Source organism: Pseudoalteromonas sp. HL-AS2 (assembly GCF_031198805.1).
Lineage (GTDB): Bacteria > Pseudomonadota > Gammaproteobacteria > Enterobacterales > Alteromonadaceae > Pseudoalteromonas > Pseudoalteromonas nigrifaciens.
Map to the genome: position 1 here is coordinate 1,363,410 of NZ_CP133571.1, position 19,086 is coordinate 1,382,495.

The 19,086-nt window shown below is 39.9% G+C and carries 20 protein-coding genes; 10 read left to right on the top strand and 10 right to left on the bottom strand.

Annotated elements, in window-relative coordinates; all coding sequences use genetic code 11:
- Positions 1 to 196: 196 nt before the first annotated feature.
- Entirely contained in the window at positions 197 to 466 is a 270-nt protein-coding gene (locus RB215_RS06510; RefSeq protein ID WP_089368169.1) for an HU family DNA-binding protein, read from the top strand.
- A gap of 84 nt (positions 467 to 550) precedes the next feature.
- Here RB215_RS06510 and trpA read toward each other — a convergent pair whose 3' ends face one another.
- Genes trpA through RB215_RS06540 form a run of 6 tightly spaced genes read right to left on the bottom strand, consistent with a single transcriptional unit; the run spans position 551 to position 7,169 of the window.
- On the bottom strand, positions 551 to 1,372 hold the full coding sequence (gene trpA, locus RB215_RS06515) for a tryptophan synthase subunit alpha (RefSeq protein ID WP_309217046.1): 822 nt from the start codon (positions 1,370 to 1,372) through the stop codon (positions 551 to 553).
- Positions 1,369 to 2,553 carry a tryptophan synthase subunit beta gene (trpB, locus tag RB215_RS06520; protein WP_011327971.1) on the bottom strand — a complete coding sequence of 395 codons (1,185 nt, stop codon included), beginning with the start codon at positions 2,551 to 2,553 and terminating at the stop codon, positions 1,369 to 1,371. Before trpB ends, trpA begins: the two co-directional genes overlap by 4 nt.
- A 7-nt stretch (positions 2,554 to 2,560) precedes the next feature.
- Complete coding sequence (gene trpCF, locus RB215_RS06525) at positions 2,561 to 3,925, bottom strand: bifunctional indole-3-glycerol-phosphate synthase TrpC/phosphoribosylanthranilate isomerase TrpF (protein WP_309217047.1); 1,365 nt, start codon at positions 3,923 to 3,925, stop codon at positions 2,561 to 2,563.
- Positions 3,918 to 4,985 carry an anthranilate phosphoribosyltransferase gene (trpD, locus tag RB215_RS06530; protein ID WP_089368172.1) on the bottom strand — a complete coding sequence of 356 codons (1,068 nt, stop codon included), beginning with the start codon at positions 4,983 to 4,985 and terminating at the stop codon, positions 3,918 to 3,920. Before trpD ends, trpCF begins: the two co-directional genes overlap by 8 nt.
- A gap of 11 nt (positions 4,986 to 4,996) precedes the next feature.
- Positions 4,997 to 5,599, bottom strand: coding sequence for an aminodeoxychorismate/anthranilate synthase component II (locus RB215_RS06535; RefSeq protein ID WP_041454404.1), 603 nt, complete (start codon positions 5,597 to 5,599; stop codon positions 4,997 to 4,999).
- A gap of 1 nt (position 5,600) precedes the next feature.
- Positions 5,601 to 7,169 (bottom strand): anthranilate synthase component 1, encoded by a 1,569-nt coding sequence (locus RB215_RS06540; RefSeq protein ID WP_182683268.1) that lies wholly within the window; start codon positions 7,167 to 7,169, stop codon positions 5,601 to 5,603.
- Between the two features lie 488 nt (positions 7,170 to 7,657).
- Between RB215_RS06540 and RB215_RS06545 the strand changes: the two genes are divergently transcribed.
- From RB215_RS06545 to RB215_RS06565, 5 genes are all read left to right on the top strand, one after another.
- A complete protein-coding gene (locus RB215_RS06545) occupies positions 7,658 to 8,512 on the top strand; it encodes a PHP domain-containing protein (RefSeq protein WP_182683269.1) in 855 nt (284 codons plus the stop codon).
- The gene (locus tag RB215_RS06550) at positions 8,509 to 9,129 is read left to right on the top strand and encodes an L-threonylcarbamoyladenylate synthase (protein WP_011327977.1); all 621 of its coding nucleotides are present in this window, start codon (positions 8,509 to 8,511) and stop codon (positions 9,127 to 9,129) included. The genes RB215_RS06545 and RB215_RS06550 overlap by 4 nt, the downstream gene beginning before the upstream one ends.
- Before the next feature lie 96 nt (positions 9,130 to 9,225).
- Positions 9,226 to 9,978, top strand: a complete 753-nt coding sequence (locus tag RB215_RS06555) for a ScpA family protein (protein ID WP_089368950.1) — start codon at positions 9,226 to 9,228, stop codon at positions 9,976 to 9,978.
- 233 nt (positions 9,979 to 10,211) lie between these two features.
- The gene (locus RB215_RS06560; protein WP_309217050.1) at positions 10,212 to 10,769 is read left to right on the top strand and encodes a cytochrome b; all 558 of its coding nucleotides are present in this window, start codon (positions 10,212 to 10,214) and stop codon (positions 10,767 to 10,769) included.
- Positions 10,770 to 10,832: 63 nt separating this feature from the next.
- Positions 10,833 to 11,411, top strand: coding sequence for a YceI family protein (locus tag RB215_RS06565; RefSeq protein WP_011327980.1), 579 nt, complete (start codon positions 10,833 to 10,835; stop codon positions 11,409 to 11,411).
- A 34-nt stretch (positions 11,412 to 11,445) separates the two neighbouring features.
- Here the strand turns inward: RB215_RS06565 and RB215_RS06570 are convergent, their stop codons facing one another.
- Both RB215_RS06570 and RB215_RS06575 read right to left on the bottom strand, forming a co-directional pair.
- Positions 11,446 to 12,297 carry a transporter substrate-binding domain-containing protein gene (locus tag RB215_RS06570; protein ID WP_011327981.1) on the bottom strand — a complete coding sequence of 284 codons (852 nt, stop codon included), beginning with the start codon at positions 12,295 to 12,297 and terminating at the stop codon, positions 11,446 to 11,448.
- Between the two features lie 137 nt (positions 12,298 to 12,434).
- A complete protein-coding gene (locus tag RB215_RS06575) occupies positions 12,435 to 12,602 on the bottom strand; it encodes a hypothetical protein (RefSeq protein ID WP_007375427.1) in 168 nt (55 codons plus the stop codon).
- A gap of 341 nt (positions 12,603 to 12,943) precedes the next feature.
- Here RB215_RS06575 and RB215_RS06580 point away from each other — a divergent pair, with 341 nt between their 5' ends.
- Both RB215_RS06580 and icd read left to right on the top strand, forming a co-directional pair.
- Positions 12,944 to 13,507, top strand: coding sequence for a hypothetical protein (locus RB215_RS06580; RefSeq protein WP_375144250.1), 564 nt, complete (start codon positions 12,944 to 12,946; stop codon positions 13,505 to 13,507).
- A gap of 226 nt (positions 13,508 to 13,733) precedes the next feature.
- A complete protein-coding gene (gene icd, locus RB215_RS06585; RefSeq protein ID WP_041454683.1) occupies positions 13,734 to 14,984 on the top strand; it encodes an NADP-dependent isocitrate dehydrogenase in 1,251 nt (416 codons plus the stop codon).
- Positions 14,985 to 14,996: 12 nt separating this feature from the next.
- Here the strand turns inward: icd and RB215_RS06590 are convergent, their stop codons facing one another.
- Positions 14,997 to 15,443, bottom strand: coding sequence for a hypothetical protein (locus RB215_RS06590; RefSeq protein ID WP_086995586.1), 447 nt, complete (start codon positions 15,441 to 15,443; stop codon positions 14,997 to 14,999).
- Positions 15,444 to 15,757: 314 nt separating this feature from the next.
- Between RB215_RS06590 and RB215_RS06595 the strand changes: the two genes are divergently transcribed.
- Positions 15,758 to 16,126, top strand: a complete 369-nt coding sequence (locus tag RB215_RS06595; RefSeq protein WP_011327986.1) for an MliC family protein — start codon at positions 15,758 to 15,760, stop codon at positions 16,124 to 16,126.
- Between the two features lie 112 nt (positions 16,127 to 16,238).
- Here the strand turns inward: RB215_RS06595 and RB215_RS06600 are convergent, their stop codons facing one another.
- On the bottom strand, positions 16,239 to 17,186 hold the full coding sequence (locus tag RB215_RS06600) for a LysR family transcriptional regulator (protein WP_011327987.1): 948 nt from the start codon (positions 17,184 to 17,186) through the stop codon (positions 16,239 to 16,241).
- Positions 17,187 to 17,288: 102 nt separating this feature from the next.
- Here RB215_RS06600 and aceK point away from each other — a divergent pair, with 102 nt between their 5' ends.
- Positions 17,289 to 19,067 (top strand): bifunctional isocitrate dehydrogenase kinase/phosphatase, encoded by a 1,779-nt coding sequence (aceK, locus tag RB215_RS06605; RefSeq protein ID WP_011327988.1) that lies wholly within the window; start codon positions 17,289 to 17,291, stop codon positions 19,065 to 19,067.
- Positions 19,068 to 19,086: the final 19 nt, after the last annotated feature.

A 19,086-nucleotide genomic window follows, 5' to 3' on the forward strand; every position in this document is an offset into this window, starting at 1 on the left:
CTGATTAATATTAATTAAGCCGCGTATTTCGCGGCTTTTTTATGTCTGATATAAATGTACAGCTAATATTAATTGTATTAACGCTGCAGGGTTGACTTGCGTCCTTGTAAGCCTTAGCCTCCCTGACTTTATTTTATATTATGGTTAAATTCCCACGCTTAATTAATTTCATTATGCGTGTATTTAGGAGCATTCAATGAATAAAGCACAACTAGTTACCGCTATGGCTCAAAAAAGTGAGTTAACTAAAAAAGACGCACAAGCAGCACTTACCAGTTTACAAAAAGTAATTACTAAGTCGCTAGCAGAAGGGGATCAAGTTCAAATAAACGGTTTTGGTACTTTTGCATTAAGCTATTACCCAGCACGCACTGGGCGTAATCCACAAACCGGTGCTAGTATTGAAATTGAAGGGGCTAATAAAGCGGTGTTTAAGGCTTCTAAAACGTTAAAAGATGTTCTTTAATTTTATTCTCCATTAAACACTTTATTTATAAAAACAAAAAAGGGCATTTTAAAAATGCCCTTTTTTAATTTCCGTTGTAGTTTATTAAAGCGCTGTAGCAGCTTTCATTTTAGTTACAAAGGCTTTTAATTGTGTGGTCATGGTGGGTAAATCATCAAGGTTTGCTTCGATAATTTTAACCACTGCCGAGCCCGAAATAGCCCCCGCAGCACCGGCATTTAATGCGGCTTTTACATCATCAGGCGTTGAAATACCAAAACCTAATAGTGCTGGTGCGCTATGGTATTCTTTTAATTTAGTTACAATGTTGCCCGCTGGCATTTGCGCTTTTTCGTCAGTGCCGGTAACTCCCGCACGCGACAGTAAATAAGTGTAACCTCTGCCATACGATGCGCATGCACGAAGCGTGTCGTCATCAGCATTAGGGGTGGCAATAAAGATAGGGTCTACACCGTTTGCCATGGCTGCCTTTCTAAATGTTTTTGACTCATGCAGTGGCACATCGGCCACTAAAATAGAGTCTACGCCGGCGGCTTTAGCATTTTTATAAAAGGTGTCTATACCGCGCTTAAAAACTAAGTTTGAATACAGTAATAAACCAATTGGAATATCTGCATTGTACTGGCGTATTTGTTTAATAATATCAAAGCAGTCTTGGGTGTTAATGTGTACATTAAGGGCGCGAATATTTGCTTTTTGAATGACTGGTCCATCAGCAATTGGATCTGAAAACGGAATACCTAACTCTAGGGCATCAGCGCCGCCATCAATTAAACTTTTAATAATAGCAATACTTTGCTCTTTACCGGGGTCGCCAATAGTTACAAAGGGTACAAATGCCCCGTGTTTTTGCTCATTTAGGGCTGCAAACATTTTACCGTAGCGATCTGTTTTTACTTGGCTCATATTTGACCTCCTTGCGACAATACATTGTGAACGTGGGCTAAGTCTTTATCGCCTCGGCCACTTAAATTAACCACTATAATGCTTTCATCAGTTAGCGCTTCTGCATATTTAAGTGCATAAGCGAGGGCGTGGCTAGATTCGAGCGCCGGAATAATACCTTCATTTTTGGCAAGCGACTGAAAAGCGTCTAGTGCTTCGGTGTCGGTAATGGCTACATATTGTGCACGACCTGTTTCGTGTAAAAATGCATGTTGCGGCCCAACAGCTGGGTAATCAAGGCCGGCAGATACAGAATACGACTCTTCTATTTGGCCGTCGTCATTTTGCATAATATAGGTGTAAGTACCGTGCAATATACCTTTAGTACCTTTACAAATAGTAGCACCGTGCTCGTGTGTATCTAAACCTTTACCAGCAGGCTCAACACCAATGAGCTTTACACTTGGCTCGTTAATAAAATCACTAAACATACCAATGGCATTAGAACCGCCGCCAACACAGGCAATAACGGCATCAGGTAGGCGACCTTCAGCTTTTAGCACTTGTTGTTTTGCTTCTTCACCAATAATTTTTTGGTATTCACGCACAATAGTTGGGAATGGGTGTGGGCCCGCTGCAGTACCAAGTAGGTAGTGCGCATCTTGATAATTTGCTGACCAGTCACGTAGTGCTTCGTTTACAGCATCTTTTAATGTGCCTGAACCCGCTGTTACCGGAATCACAGTCGCGCCCATTAGCTCCATTCTAAATACGTTTGGTTGTTGACGTTCAACGTCTTTTGCACCCATGTAAATACGGCATTTTAAACCCAGCAGAGCACAAGCAAGTGCTGTAGCAACACCATGTTGGCCTGCACCTGTTTCGGCAATAACCTCTGTTTTACCCATACGTTTAGTTAATAACGCTTGGCCAAGTACTTGGTTAGTTTTGTGCGCGCCACCGTGCAGTAAATCTTCACGCTTTAAATACAGTTTAACCTTTGGGTTTTTAATTAAATTACGCGTTAAAGTAAGTGGTGTAGGGCGACCCGCATACTCGTTAAGTAATTTTGAAAGCTCAGCCTGAAACTGTGGATCTTTTTGTGCTTTGTTAAATTCGTTTTCTAACTGCTTAAGCGCAGGGACAAGTAGCTCGGGTACAAACATACCGCCAAACTCGCCAAAATAAGCTGGATTTTTCATTTTAACCTCAATAATTTCTAATACTTGTAAATGCGTTTTGTAACTTGTTAGGGCACTTTTTACCCGGAGACTGTTCCACTCCAGAATTAAGGTCTAGCCCTAAGGCGCCTTGAAAAAGTGCCTCTTTAATGTTCTCAGGATTTAAGCCTCCAGCAAGCATAAAGGGGGTGGTGGCATCACGTAGCACCGACCAATCAAATGTTTTACCTGTACCGCCAGCTTGGGTGTTGCTGTGGGTGTCGTACAAAATGCGATCAACACCATGTACTGGAGTCGGCAATGCATCTTTTATTGCCTGTGCTTTCCAAATTTCGCAGTCGCTAGGTAGTTGTGTACGCAAGGTGGTAATGTAATCGTCACTTTCTTGACCGTGTAATTGCACAGCCGCCAATTTTAACACACTTGCGTACTGGGCTACTTGCTCTATAGGCGCATCTACAAATACCCCAACAAAGTTAAGCGGTGCACTTTGGCTAAGCTCTATGGCGCAGTCTAAGTCGACATAACGAGGCGACTTAGGATGAAAAATTAACCCGCCATATACGGCGCCACTTTCATACGCTGCAAGCGCATCTTGGCTGCGCGTTAAGCCACATACTTTGTTATCGCCTAATATAACTCTTTTGCAGGCTTGTTCTAAATCGCGTTCGCTCATAAGTGAGCTGCCAATTAAAAAGCCATCGCAAAGTGGCGCTAATCGTTTTACGTCTTGGTGGGTGTAAATACCCGACTCCGAAATAACGACTTTATTAGCCGGAATAAGTTTACGTAGCTTTTCGGTGGCGGCTAAATCTGTACTTAAATCGCGTAAGTCTCTGTTGTTAATGCCAATTATTTTAGCATTAAGGGCAAGCGCACGGTGTACTTCTGCTTCGTTACTTACCTCAGTTAGCACCGACATATTTAACGAGTCAGCAACGCTATGCAATGCTTTATAGCTTTCATCGTCAAGTACTGAGAGCATTAATAATATAGCGTCGCCGCCATAAATACGCGCCATATATACTTGATACTCGTCTATAAAAAAATCTTTGCAAATAAGAGGTTGCTCTACTTGGCTACGTACAAACTCTAAGTAATCAAAGCTACCTTGAAAATACTTGGTGTCGGTTAGCACGCTCATACAGCTGGCATACTTTTTATAAACCGAGGTTATTTCTGTTAAATTAAAAGGTTCTCTAATAAGCCCTTTAGACGGCGATGCTTTTTTACATTCTAAAATAAACTGAATGCCAGGGGCTGCAAGTGCTTTATAAAAGCTGCGAGTTGTTGGCACCGCAATGTGCTTAAAGCTATCTAGTGGGCGAGCGGCTTTGCGCTCAATTAGTTCTAATTTTTTATCAGCAACAATTTTGTCTAATACATTAGCCATTACTTACCTCAATAATTGCATTTAGTGTGTTCATGGCTTGCCCTGAACTTAATAACGTGTGTACTTGTTGTGCGCCGTCTTTTAGCGATTGCGCTTTACCACTTAGGTATAACAGTGCGGCCACATTAACAATAATAGCGGCATTATGCGCTTCATCACCCTTACCTTGCAAAATAGCAAGAGAGACATTAGCGTTGTATTGTGGGCCTTCACCGGTTAGTTGTTCAAGTGAATAGTTTGCAAGGTCAAAGTCACTTGGGTTAAGCGTATACTCGCTAATGTTGCCATTATTTAACTCAACCACAGTAGTTGGGCCGTGCAGAGCAATTTCGTCGGTGCCAGAGCCATGTACTATCATTGCGCGCTTGGTGCCTAGGGTTCTTAATGTTTGTGCCATAGGTAGGCATAAATTGGGGTTGTATACCCCGAGTAACTGTACTTCAGGCGCCGCTGGATTTACCAAAGGCCCTAAAATATTAAAAATAGTGCGTGTTTTAAGGGCAGTGCGAACTCCCATTGCGTGGCGTACGCCTGGGTGGTACTGAGGTGCAAACAAAAAAGTAAAGCCTGTTTGTTCTAAGCAATTTGCCGCTTGTGCTGGCGTCATTTCAATATTGATGCCCAATGCTTTGAGCAAATCGGCAGAGCCTGAGTTACTCGAGACACTGCGATTACCGTGTTTTACCATATTAATACCTGCCGCGGCTGCAACAATAGCAGCGGTAGTGCTAATATTAATTGTATTAGAGCCATCGCCACCGGTGCCGCAGCAATCAGCAAGTTGGTTACGGGTAGTATTAAAGGCGAGCGCATTTTCTCGCATAGACGCCGCAGCGCCAGCTATTTCATCGCTGATTTCGCCTTTTGATTTTAACGCTATAAGCAGTGCGCTAAGCTCAATATCACTCATGTTACCTTGCATTATTTCATCAAACAGCGCTTTAGATTGCGTGTAGCTTAATGATTGGTTGCTTATCAGTTGCTCAATTGCAGTTTGAATGCTCGCATTGTGCATATTAGCACTGAGAACATTAATGTTTTGCTTGGTTTGTATACTCATAATGTTCTCCTTTATTGGCTAGCGGTTAAGTAGGCAATGCTTTGCTGTAATAGCTGCGCGCCGTTTGGGGTTAAAATAGACTCAGGATGAAACTGATACCCTAAAACATTGTCATCATGATGATAAATAGCCATAGGAATATCTTGGTATTGGGCAATTACTGCAATATTATCAGGCACTTTAGTGGCCATTAAAGAGTGATAACGCGCTACGGGCATAGTGCTGCCCATACCGTTAAATACTGGGTGTTCACCTAAATCAATTATTGACGATTTGCCGTGTACGGTTTCCCCAGCATGGCCAATTACGCCGCCATAACTTTGGGTTAAAGCTTGCTGGCCTAAACAAATACCCAGCATAGGGAAGTGACCTTTGGTAAGCGCTATTAAATCCATTAAGCAGCCTGCATTACTTGGTGTGCCAGGGCCTGGGGAAAGTACTAATAGCACTTGGCCTTGTTCTTGGCGCATTTTATTAAAAATAACCTCAGCGCTAATATTGTTTCTGTAAACAACCAGTTCACAGCCAAGCATAGTTAGCTCGTCAACTAAGTTATAGGTAAACGAGTCAAAGTTATCTAAAAAGTAAATTTTAATTGGGTGTTGCTGGCTCATGTTAACCCGCCTCGAAAGTAGATTTAATAGCGGTAATAACCGCTTGTGCTTTAGCACGGGTTTCGTTTGCTTCTGACTGCGGATCTGAGTCAAATACCACTCCGGCTCCGGCTTGCACGTAAGCAATATTATTTTTTACAAAAGCTGAGCGAATAACAATGCAGGTATCCATAGCGCCATCACCGGTTAAATAACCTACAGCGCCACCGTAGCTACCACGGCGTTTACCTTCGGTTTGGCGCACAAGTTCTGCAGCGCGTACTTTTGGTGCACCAACTAAGGTTCCCATGTTCATACATGCTTGGTATGCGTGTAGTGCATCAAGCTCTGGCTTTAGCGTGCCGACAACGCGCGACACTAAATGCATTACTTGAGAGTAGCGGTCTACTTTTAATAGCTCTTTTGCAAAGCGCGTACCGGCTACGCTAATACGGGCAACATCGTTACGGGCTAAATCAACTAGCATTAAATGCTCAGCGCGCTCTTTTTGATCGTTTCTCAGCTCAAGCTCGATGCGGCTATCTAAGTCTAGATTTATTTGACCATTCGCAAATTTGCCACGCGCTCGAGTACCTGCAATTGGATACACTTCGACCTGTTTTGATGCCACAGTGTATTTAAGTGCTGACTCGGGTGATGCACCAAATAAAGCAAAGTCTTCGTCGCGCATATAAAACATATACGGGCTGGGATTTTGCTGTTTAAGTTTGCTGTAAGCATGAAGTGGGTCGGGGCAAGGCAGCGAGAAAGTACGCGAAGGCACAACCTGAAATATATCGCCATCTACAATATTCTTTTTAAGCTTAATTACTTGTTCGCAGTAAGTTTCGTCGCTTATATCAATAGCAACATCGCATTCACCGCTTTGCATCTTGGCGCTAAATTGTGCAGCGTTATCGCATAAGGTATTTAAGCGCTCTAACTCTTTACCTACTTCAAAGCAGTTTGCATGTACGTCGGGGCCATTAAATACATTACCAATAAGTTCTGTGGTTTGTTTTTGATGATCAATTACCACTAGTGTTTCGGCTAAATAAAATACGTAATCAGGGCAGGTGTTTTCGCCGTCTGGCACATCACTTAACTGTTCAAAATTGGCTACCATATCGTAGGCAAATACACCGCCTAAAAAAACCGAAAAAGGATTGTTGGTGGTGCTTTTAATACTGTTAATACAGGTGCGCAGTGCACTGAATGCATTATCGGCAACCAACTTACTCGCTTCGTCAATATCATTGTTTGAGCTTAAGTACGCAAGCGTTAATGTTGTCTCGTTTAGAGTGGCTTCGCAGCTTTTTACATTGGCTTGTAAATAGCTTAGTAGCTGTTGCCCATTATTTGATTGCGCTGTAATAGTTACGGTTTTACCCTGGCATACAATACGCAGTGCGCAATCAACTAAAATTAAACTTTTAACACTGTCTTTAGACTCAATTTCGGCCGACTCAAGCAGTAGCGAATTTGGCTTATCAAGTGCGCTATATAGTGCAAGCGGGCTACTAATATAGTCGCGTACTTGCGTAATGCTGGTTACTTCACCTGGTGTGGTAGTTATGTGACTAAAAATCAAACCTCATTCCCTCAAAAAAATAAAACCCCGCAATGCTGTGCAATGCGGGGTTTAAATAACGATATCTAAATTACAAACAGATCATTACCGTCCCGCTAAATTAAGCGCCACCAACGATGTGTAAGAGTAAGATTGTTATTCATGTTTTTTAGCCTCTAATGCTTTTTATTTTTTCCAGTCGTTACTGGTTAAAAAGATACGTTTAAATAATAATTATAAAATTTAGTGATAAAAAAACCCGCACAGTTGCGGGTTTTGAATATTTGTTAGACACGACAATTCATCACCCGGAAATTACGAGTGCCACCACCAAATAGTGTTTAAAGTAGAATTGTTCATTATTGTTAATGCTTATAGTGTCTTTAAGTGGCTACAGTAAAACGTATCATATGCTTTGATGTCAAGTGTTTATTTAAAAACAATTTAGTTAAAAAACTTGTTATACTAATTACCGATACTTTCCACACTTAATTTTAAGTAGTTTTCTTTTGATAAAATATGATTTACATAGCCATACAACACATTCCGATGGGCAGCTAAGCGTTGCAGAGCTATTGCATCGTGCTGTTGATAAAAATATAGATGTGTTTGCTATTACAGATCACGATACTGTGGCGGCCATAAAGCCTGCTCAGCATATTATTGATACCGAAAACCTACCATTATCGCTGATCACCGGAGTTGAAATATCAACCCGCTGGGAAAGCTTTGAAATTCATATTGTGGGGTTAAATATTGATACTGAAAATTCAGACCTAACGGCTTTATTGCTAGAGCAACAGCAAAAACGCGAAACTCGCGCGTTAGAAATAGGTACACGCCTAGCTAAAAATGGCTTTGATGATATTTACGAACAAGCCAAAGAGCTTGCAAAAGATGCGCAAATTACTCGCGCGCATTTTGCTCGCGCTTTAATAGCACGCGGTGTTGCAAAAAACTTTCCTGGGGTATTTAAAAAATATTTAGGGCGCGGAAAAACCGGTTATGTACCAAGTAGTTGGTGCGATATGCAAACGGCTATTAAGGCGATTCATGCCGCTGGTGGAGTGGCGGTTTTAGCTCACCCTAGCAGTTATCAAATGTCTAATAAATGGCTACGCAAATTATTGGTTGAGTTTAAATCTGTTGGCGGAGACGCAATGGAAGTTGCTCAGCCTCAGCAAGCACCAAGTGATCGTCAATTTTTAGGCGAGTTGAGCCGTGAGTATGATTTGTTGTGTTCACAAGGGTCTGATTTTCATTTTCCGACAAGCTACTTAGAGCTTGGTAAAAATCTATACTTACCTAAGGATTGCCGCGGCGTTTGGCAAGCTTGGGAAAAGCAAGAAGGAGCAGCAACATGAGTCAACTATTTCATATTCATCCAGAGAATCCACAATCAAGGTTAATTCAACAAGCTGCCGATATAATTAAGCAAGGCGGCGTTGTTGTTTACCCTACAGATTCGGGGTACGCCATAGGGTGTAATATTGGTAATAAACAAGCAAAAGAGCGTATTGAGCGTATTCGTGGCATAGAAAAACACCATAACTTTACCTTAGTGTGCCGCGATTTATCTGAGCTTTCTACGTATGCACGCGTAGATAATCAAACCTTTAGATTAATAAAAAACAATACTCCCGGGCCTTATACTTTTATTTTTAAAGGCACTAAAGAAGTACCAAAACGTTTATTAAACGACAAGAAAAAAACCATAGGTATACGCGTTATAGCGCATCCTATTGCGTGTGCATTGCTAGAGGAACTTGGCGAGCCACTCATGTCGTGTTCACTTATTTTGCCAGGTGAAGAATACACTGAGTCAGATCCAGATGAAATTATTGAGCGATTAGATAAACACGTAGATTTAATTATCCATGGTGGTTATTTAGCAGAGCAAGCAACCACAGTGGTTGATTTATCTGAAGATGAAGTGCAAATTTTGCGTGTTGGCTGTGGTGATACTAGTCCGTTTGAGTAAAAAATAGTGAACGAAGAAAACACCAAACCAATAAGCACCCCCATTGAAAAGCCAGTGCAGCAAAAGCTGCCACTGGCTTTTTTACATGGTAAAGCCATGGTCGATAAACCGTCTGATTTATATATTCCGCCAGATGCGCTGGAAATTATTTTAGAAACGTTTGAAGGCCCGCTCGATTTATTGCTGTATTTAATAAAAAAACACAAGCTTGATGTTCTCGAATTGTCTATTTTTAGTATTACAGAGCAATACATGAGTTATGTTGAAATGATGACTGAGTTTCAACTCGAACTTGCGGGCGAGTATTTAGTGATGGCAGCCTTATTGGCGCAAATAAAATCTCGTTTACTGTTGCCCGTACACAAAGAGCTAGAAGAAGAGGAAGATCCACGTGCAGAGCTTATTAAACGTTTGCAAGAATACGAGCAATTTAAAAAAGCCGCCGAGAACTTAGACGAAATTCCGCGGGTGGGTCGTGATATTTTTGTAGCCCATGCTGCTATGCCGGTGGCTGAAAATATCACTGAGCAGCTTCCTGAAGTGCAACTTAAAGATTTACTTTTTGCCCTGAGCGATATAATGGCGCGCGCTAAAACACTAGAACATCACTTAATTAGCGCCGAAGTACTTTCTACCCGTGAACGCATGAGCCAAATATTGCAGCAGTTATCACATACTCAATCGGCTTTACCATTTAGTGCACTTTTTACTGTTAATGAAGGGCGAAGCGGTGCAGTGGTTAGCTTTATCGCTATACTTGAGCTGGTAAAAGAAGGGTTAATTACCTGCCTGCAAGTGACATCAGATAGCCTTATTTATGTGAGCCTCAGTAAAAAATCGACTCAATAGTTATTAATAAGCACTCAAAAACAACCTCTTTTAATAACGATTACAATTAACAATAGTTATTAAAAAGCTCCGCATGCAAGTCTTATAATTCTCTACTTATTACCTACTAGTTAATAAAATTGGCTGCGTAAACATACTTCTGTGCGTATATGCACGTAAAGTGTTTGTAAATGTTATTCCTATTTATGCTCTTGCGCGATATTGTAGGTGTAATAACATAAAGGAATAAAGACATGTTTAAAAACTCGCCTGCATCTTACGGGCTTATTGCGATTATTTTACATTGGCTAATGGCATTAACTATCTTTGCTTTATTTGGCCTTGGCTTGTACATGGTAGAACTTACCTACTACGATAGTTGGTATAAAGGCTCATTAGACTTGCATAAAAGCATAGGTTTGACTTTAGCTGCGGTGTTTTTGTTTAGAATTTTATGGCGCTCTTTTTCGACTCAACCTAAGCCACTGGGTACTAACAAAACAATGAACCAAATAGCGCACACTGCCCATATTATTATGTACATTATTTTGGCGGTTATTGTTGTAGCAGGCTATTTAATTTCTACCGCAGATGGGCGAGCTATCGAAGTGTTTACGTTATTCAATGTGCCAGCAATAAACTTTACATTTGACGGACAAGCCGATATTGCTGGGGAAGTGCATTATTACGCAGCCTGCACTTTAATTGGTTTTGCTGTACTGCATGCACTAGGTGCATTAAAACACCATTTTATAGATAAAGATAAAACATTAATTCGAATGATTAAACCAATTAACGCTAAAAATAAATAGCTAATCTGAACTCAGATTAGCTATTAATGTTAACGGGTATTTACCAATAAAAGGATGATTACAATGAAAAAACTACTATTAAGTACCGCGGTATCAGGCGCTATGCTGCTATCGGCAAGTGCTGTAAACGCTGCTGATTATGTGATTGATACACAAGGCGCACACGCGTTTGTAAATTTTAAAATAAAGCATTTAGGCTATAGTTGGTTACATGGTCGCTTTAATACCTTTGACGGTACATTTAGTTATGATGCAAAAACACCAAACGCATCACAGATCACGGTAAACATTGATACCACGAGTTTAGATTCTAACCATGCAGAGCGCGATAAGCACTTACGAGGTAAAGATTTTTTAAATGTTAGTAAATACCCAACGGCAACGTTTAAAAGTACCAGCGTAAAGTTTGATGACGACGATTCTGGTGAAGTGACGGGTGAGTTTACTTTGCATGGCGTTACTAAAACCATTACCTTTGAAATAGATAAAGTAGGCGAAGGTAAAGATCCATGGGGTGGTCATCGTGTAGGTTTTGAAGGCGAAACTAGCCTTAAGTTAGCTGACTATGGCATTGACTACAATTTAGGCCCAGCATCAACTCATGTTGATATTGGTTTATCTATTGAAGGTATTCGTCAGTAATATCTGAAGTAAGCACTTCGATAAAAACGCCACATTATGTGGCGTTTTTTGTTTCTGCTATGCGTGTTTTAAGCTTTATTTTTAAATGCGGAGGTAACCAGCGCATTAATATTTGCGTATAAGCTTGGGTTTGTTTAATTATTTTTAGTTGTTCATTTAACAAAGCAATGTGTTTGGCACCTTGCTGGTTTTTAGTGCAACCTATATAGCCATAACTTAACTCAGGTGACTCTAGAAGGGGTCGCTGTGTTAGGTTTTTATCAAAATTCATAGATTTAGCTAAATAGTAGTGTTCGCTTGGGTAACCTAATAACAAATCAATGCGTTTTAAATTAAGCATATAAGTAAGGCTTGCTAAGCTATCTCGGGTAGGTCTAATAATTAAATTTATATCGGGTGTGGTATTAATAAGTGTGTCTATTTCGTTACCGTAAGAGCGGCTCATAGAAATACCTAAAGTTAACTTATCAGCCGTAATTAAAGAGGCTAACGACACCGCTTTATCAGCAGGTAGCTTAAGTGCTCTACTGAGCTTAATATGCATAGCTACTGCAGGAGAAAGGCCAGTAGTAGAGCTTTCATCAGTAAAGTAAATGCGCTCTTCTCTAAAACTATTTTTATACAGTGACAAAGCACACGTATTGGCTGAGGTATTGGAGAGTTCTTGGATAACTCTGCCCGAAGGAATGAGTATTCTATTAAAAGTAATATTGGGGAGTTGTTTTTCGAGTAAAGAAATAATGCTTTCGTCGCGACCTTGGTGTTTGTTTTCTCCATTTAAAATGTAGTAGGGTGCAAAGTCATGCGTTAACCAGTTAATGGTGTTAGCAATAACTGGTGAGCTGAATAAGCTAAGTATAAAAACAACTAAAAATGCGCGGAGCATTACAAAATTTACCTACTATTATTCTATTAACCTTAAGTGTAGCTAATAAAGTGATAAAAAGTAAAATGCCAGCAACAAGGCTGGCATTTAATTTTGATTATTGCGCTAATAAGTAGGCAAATTATAATCAGTGTAGGTTAACTGGCTTTTAGCCATTTAACAAATTGACGCGCATCGCTTGCTTTTTGAAACAATGCATTTTTTAAACCTTGTGTATCACTAAAAATTACACGATGTTTGTTTACTGAAATTGACTGCACTGGATGTGCAATTTGGATCATAGACCCGTTATATTTATAAGACATAATAAAACTCACTTTATTCTTGTTATTTATTCTGCGCTATTTTTTATAGCTATATGCAGTTAATAAATTAACGATGTTGTGTTTAGCTTCATTACAGTGTTGACGATCTTTATGACACTTTTGCGATGATAATAAAATCATCTCGGTATTATTTAAGGGGTTCTCGCCGTACAATAACTTAGCTTTTGAATATACGTTTTGCGGGGCTTACTGGATCAGGGTAAATGGTTAACCGCGGTGGTTTATTTAAACCAGAGAGGGAAGGTAACCCAGTTGTATTTTATATGCAAGCTTTTTGTTATATTATTTATGACAGCCACTATCAATAACTTAAAAGGGAAATGATGCAATACCTAGTTATCAGCGATATTTACGGTAAAACACCTTGTTTACAGCAATTAGCTAAGCACTTTAATGCTGAAAACCAAATAGTTGATCCCTATAATGGAGTTCATCAAGCCCTTGAAAATGAAGAGGAATATTATAAGTTATTTATTAAACACTGTGGCCATGACGAATATGCAGCCAAGCTCGAAGAATATTTTAATAAATTAAGCAAACCCACTATTTGTATTGCATTTAGTGCCGGTGCTAGCGCTGCATGGCGGGCACAAGCGCGCACTACAACTACACATCTTAAAAAAGTAATTGCTTTTTATCCTACGCAAATACGTAATTATTTAAATATAGATGCTATTCATCCATGTGAATTCATTTTCCCTGGGTTTGAACCGCACTTTAATGTAGATGAATTAATAACTAATTTATCGGCCAAAAACAATGTGCGCTGTTTAAAAACACTATACCTGCATGGCTTTATGAATCAGCAGTCACAAAATTTTAGTGAATATGGTTACCAATATTTTTATAAAGTTATAAAAACAGCGAATAGCGAAGCGCACTAAAAATGCCCGGCTGCAAATAATAAGTGCGTATAAAAACCACTAAGATTACTTTTTACAGTTTTAATTATTATAAGCTGCGCCAATTCAAAAACTCATTTATTAACAGCTATAAAATGGCAAGTTCTGACTATTCATTACTGTAATAGTCGCTATAAAAAGCAACTGCAGACACGCTTAATTTAACATGCTTTAATCGAGGGTAATGTACTTTTGATGGATGTTAGCTTTGCAGTATCAACATATTAATGTGCCCGAACAGGGGCAAAGCATAAAAATAGCAAAAAATGGCCAATGGCAAATTCCGTTGCAACCTATTATTGCTTACATTGATGGTGATGGAGTAGGCCAAGATGTGATGCCTGTAATGCGAAAAGTGGTTGATAGCGCGATAGCGCATTGTTACCAAGCAAAGCGAAAAATTCATTGGATGCAGGTATACAATGGTGAGCAAGCAGCCAAACTATATGATGGTGATTGGTTTCCACAAGAAACAATAAATGCAGTAAGAGAATGTAAAATAGCGATTAAGGGGCCATTAACGACTCCTTTAGGTGGTGGTTTTCGCTCGCTTAACGTTGCACTTAGACAAGAAATGGATTTATTTGTCAATATGCGCACTATAAAAGGCTTTAGTGCATTGCCATCGCCGTTAAAAAATCCTTATTTAACTAATATCACTGTGTTGCGCGATAGCAGTGAGGATGTTTACTCGGGTATAGAGTGGCAAGCTGGTAGTGTTGAAAGCGAAAAAGTACTCGATTTTTTATGCGAAGAAATGGGGGTTACGCGTTTAAGGTTTACCCAAGAATGCGGAATTGGCATTAAAAACATTTCTAAAGAAGGCTCAGAGCGCCTAGTACGTTACGCAATTAATTACGCGCTAAAAAATAACAGCGAATCGCTGACTTTAGTGCACAAAGGTAATGTGCTTAAATTTACTGATGGTGCATTTAAACGCTGGGGCTTTGCACTCGCTAAGCGTGAATACCAAGCCATTGATGATGAAAACGGCCGTTGGTTACATATTCCACGACAAGGGCAGCCACCACTTATAATTAAAGAAGTTATAGCCGATAACATGTTACAGCAGTGTTTAATGCACCCAGAGCAATTTGATGTAGTTGCAACGACTAATCAAAATGGTGACTTTTTAGCAGATATGCTTAGCGCACAAGTAGGTGGAGTAGGCATAATGCCGGCGGCTAATTTAAATAATGAGGTAGCATTTTTTGAACCCACGCACGGTACATTTGCGCGTATTGCTGGGCAAAATAAAGCGAATCCGAGCAGCAGCATTTTAAGTGCGGTATTAATGCTTAAGTTTATGCAGTGGCATGAGGCGGCTAATTTAATAGAAAATGCCTTAGAGCGCACGTTAGCGGCGGGAGAGGTTACGTTTGATTTACTATCTGAGCCTCATAACTCGATGCCCTTAAGTTGTACAGATTTTGCACTTAGGGTCATCGAGCACTTTTAAACAACACCATTATTAGGCTGCAGATACGTTAACAAGGTTTACGCGATGCGTACATGCACGATTAGTTAACTGCGCAGCACGATGATAAATAGCATGTGCATCTTGGTCGGTATTAAATGTGCCGCTAAGCGTATCCATTAACGCAACTACAATAATGGCTGGAACTTGGCAGCAATGCTCATCCAGAACAGCTTCTGTTGTTTGCGAGTCTACATTGCAATAAGGGTGGTTATTATGCTGATAAGCATTAAGCAATGTTTGCACATCTAAAACATCATCCGCATTATGTTTAGTTTTACGACAAGTACAGCCAAATTCATCTACTAAAGTGGCAAGTACCTGATAAATATCATCGCTTGGCATCGCCGCTAGTGGTGCTAACTGCTGCTCAATAAATTGATGAAAATGGCTATTAATAAACAATCCGTCTTGTTGGGTGAAGCTTGATGAAGTTTGCATAATTATTACTCTTAGTTAGTTGGCTTAACTTCACTCTAGCGCTAACTCTAGTATTAATAAAATTGTTGTTTTCAATAACTGATATTGATTATATCAATACTGTTAAATTACGACGAATTTTAGTGTGTTTAGCAAGGCTACATTAAGCCTAATTAGCTTACAGTAGCCACAGTTGTTAATTTTACAAACTAGATACAGAGGCTTAACCACACTGGTATAAGTATCTATTATTAGTAAGTTAACAGATAACACTTAACAATAACCTTGTTACACAGGCAATGGTTTAACCACTAACTAACAATAAAGAGACTGCTATGAAAATTTTTGCTCCTGCTATTATTATCACCACATTAATGCTTTCGGCTTGTGGTAATGAGCCACAAGACAACAGCCACACCGACGTAAAAAACACGGCACAAACAGCGGTAATAGTGCATAACTATCAGTGTGAAAGTGGTAATACAATGGCGGTAACTTACCCCTCTACAGACACTGCAACAGTTGACTATTTAGGTACAGAATACGAAATGAAGATTGCTGTGTCGGCCAGTGGTGCGCGCTATATGAATGACAAGTACGAGTTTTGGACTAAAGCATCAGGTACTGGCTCTGAAGGCACGCTGTTTAGCCATATGCAAGATGGTAGCACGGGTGATGCAATTGAAACATGTACAGCGCTATAAGCCTTATTAATACGCATTAAAGCCTAAGTTTAGGCGAATTTAACGAGTAATTTGCAACACCTACTGTGCAAGTTACTCGTTGTAAATTTTATATACCTTTGCACTAGTATTACTACCTGTCGGCAATTGTTTTTGCAAATTCCAGTAGTTCTCTGCGTAACCATTGGTGCGCCGATGCATGATGCAACAATGGGCTCCAGATCATTTTTACCTCAATAGGTACAATTTGAAAAGGTACTGGGCTGATAACCAAGTTAGTATGCGTAGTTAACAGCTTAGCTTGGCGACGTGGTAATGTAGCAATTAACTTATCTGACTGGCACAGTAAACTGGCAATCATATAATGGCGTGTAAAAACGCGTATTTTTCGAGTTTGTTCTAATTGCCACAGTGCTTCGTCTACCCATCCTAACTTTTGCTTACCAGATTTATTAGTAACAGCGGGCTCAGGCCCCCAGCCTGCACGATTTACCCAAATATGTTCGCTTTTTAAGTAATCTTCTAGGCTCGACTGTTGTAAAAATTGATTATTGGGGTGCGTTAAACAACAATAGTTATCGCGCCAAACCGTAGCTTGGTGAAACGAGCGTGGTAGGCCATTAAAGCGGTTAATTGCTAAATCTATGGTGCCTTTTTCCATATCTTGCAGATTTACATCACTTGGGCTGAGTATATCAAAGTTTATTCCTGGGTTTTTACTCAACTGCTCAGTTATAAAAGGGGCGATTAACGTCGACTCTAAATAATCGTTTGCCATAATTCTAAACGTTACTTTGGCACTTGTCGGATCGAATAGCTCAGTGGGCTGAGTAATTTCTTCAGCCATTTTAAGTAATAACTCTATTTCGGGCTTTAGTGCCAGCGCTTTTGCTGTGGGCGCCATAGAGCCTGAAGCCCGCACCAAAAGCGGGTCGTCAAATAAGTCACGCAGCCGCTTTAACGCATTACTCATAGCTGGTTGGGTAAGTGCGAGTTTATTAGCCGCTTTAGAAACACTTTTTTCGTCTATTAGTACGTTTAGGTACACAAGCAAGTTGAGATCGACATTTCTTATATTCATTTAATCAATCTTATTTATTTACTGTATTAATTATCTAAATTAAAGCCTGCTTGCTAAGGTGTAAACAACTAAAAAATAATAGCCGTAATAAGCCTAGTAAATATGCCAGATACAATAACGAATAAACTGCAAAATAGTACAGTGCAAGATGTGATTGCGACTAAGTTAGCGCGCGCCGTTTTTGCTGGGTTTGAAGCTATGTTTGCCACCTTTTTAAATATAACCTTAGGCGCACAAAGCCGCTTTGAACAGCGACAATATCACGAGGTACAAAGTGCTATGCGCGAGCGCTTACAAGTGTATGAGCGCCAAGTTAAAAGTGTAAGTGAAGCGGTAAAGGTTATTGCCTACGCGGAGTTAAGCTGTCCACAGACCTGGCAATTAGCTAAAAATATTTATGGCAACATGGTAAAAAATCATGAAAACGAGCCAATAGCGCATACTTTTTTTAATTCTACCTTTGGTGCTATTTGGGACGATAAAAAAATACGTACTGTGCATTTATTTGTATTAAAAGCTAAATATCGTACTCAACCTCGACCATACGACAGCTTAGTTAAACGTATTTCATTGCAGCATGGCTTTAATAGCGCAATAAAAACGCTGATCACTAATCAGGTTTTTAGAGTGCCATTTAGTAATTTAAACCAAGATGTTGCCACCCTGCAGGCTACTTTAACGCAAGGTGCTAAGCAACAATGTCGACAAGTTTATGAGTTAATAAACTTAAATGACGGCTATATAGAATATGCATATTCACATTTTTATAGAAACAAAGCCTGTTACTTAATAGGCCGATGCATTGCTAAAAATGGCGATAATATGCCCTTTGCTATTGCCATTTTAAATACCCCCAAGGGGCTTAAAATTGATGCGGTAATGATGGGCGCCGACCAGCTAAGTTTACTATTTGGATTTGCGCGCACGTATTTTATGGTCGATACCGACCAACCAGCGCGTTATGTAGATTACTTAAGTGTACTTATGCCGCATAAACAGCGCTTTGAGCTATTTAATGCGATTGGCTTTATAAAACATGCCAAAACAGAGTTTTATCGTTATAAAGTAGATACCACTAAAAATAGCCCCGCGAGCTTTAAGTATGTGGCTGCGCCAGGTACACCGGGTATGGTAATGCTAGTGTTTACTATTGCTGGCTCAGACCATGTTTATAAAGTAATTAAAGATAAATTTAGCGCACCAAAAACCGCCACTAAAGCGCAAGTAAAAGAAAAATACAACTTTGTAAAACAAGCCGATAGAGTAGGGCGACTGGTAGATACGCATGAGTTTAGGTATTTAGCGTTTGATTTGAGCCGCTTTAGCGAGCAGTTGCTGCAACAAATGAAAGAGCACATTGGGTCCAGTTTAATTATTTCGGGCAAGGCGCTTATTTTAAAACATGTTTATGTTGAGCGAAAAATGACCCCGCTTAATTTATATATAAATGATTGCGACAGCAAAGCACTTGCACAAGTGATGCTAGATTACGGCAGAGCAATTAAAGACTTAGCCGGTGCTAATATTTTCCCTGGGGATATGCTGATGAAAAACTTTGGTGTTACGCGCTGGGGGCGGGTAGTTTTTTATGATTATGACGAAATTTGCCCACTTACCGATTGCAACTTTAGAGAAGTGCCGCAAACGCAAAATGCGCTAGAAGAGCTAAGTTCAGACTCGTATTTTGATATAGAGCCAAATGATATTTTCCCGAGTCAATTTAAAGTGTTTTTTAGTGCTAATGAATTGGCATTTAATGCTTTTAATAGTCATCACAGCGATTTATTTAACGCCCAGTTTTGGCAAACCTGCCAACAACAGGTACAACAAGGCTATTTACCCGACGTGTATCCATATAAACAAAGTTGGCGCTTTAAATAAGGTGTTTTGATCCCCATAT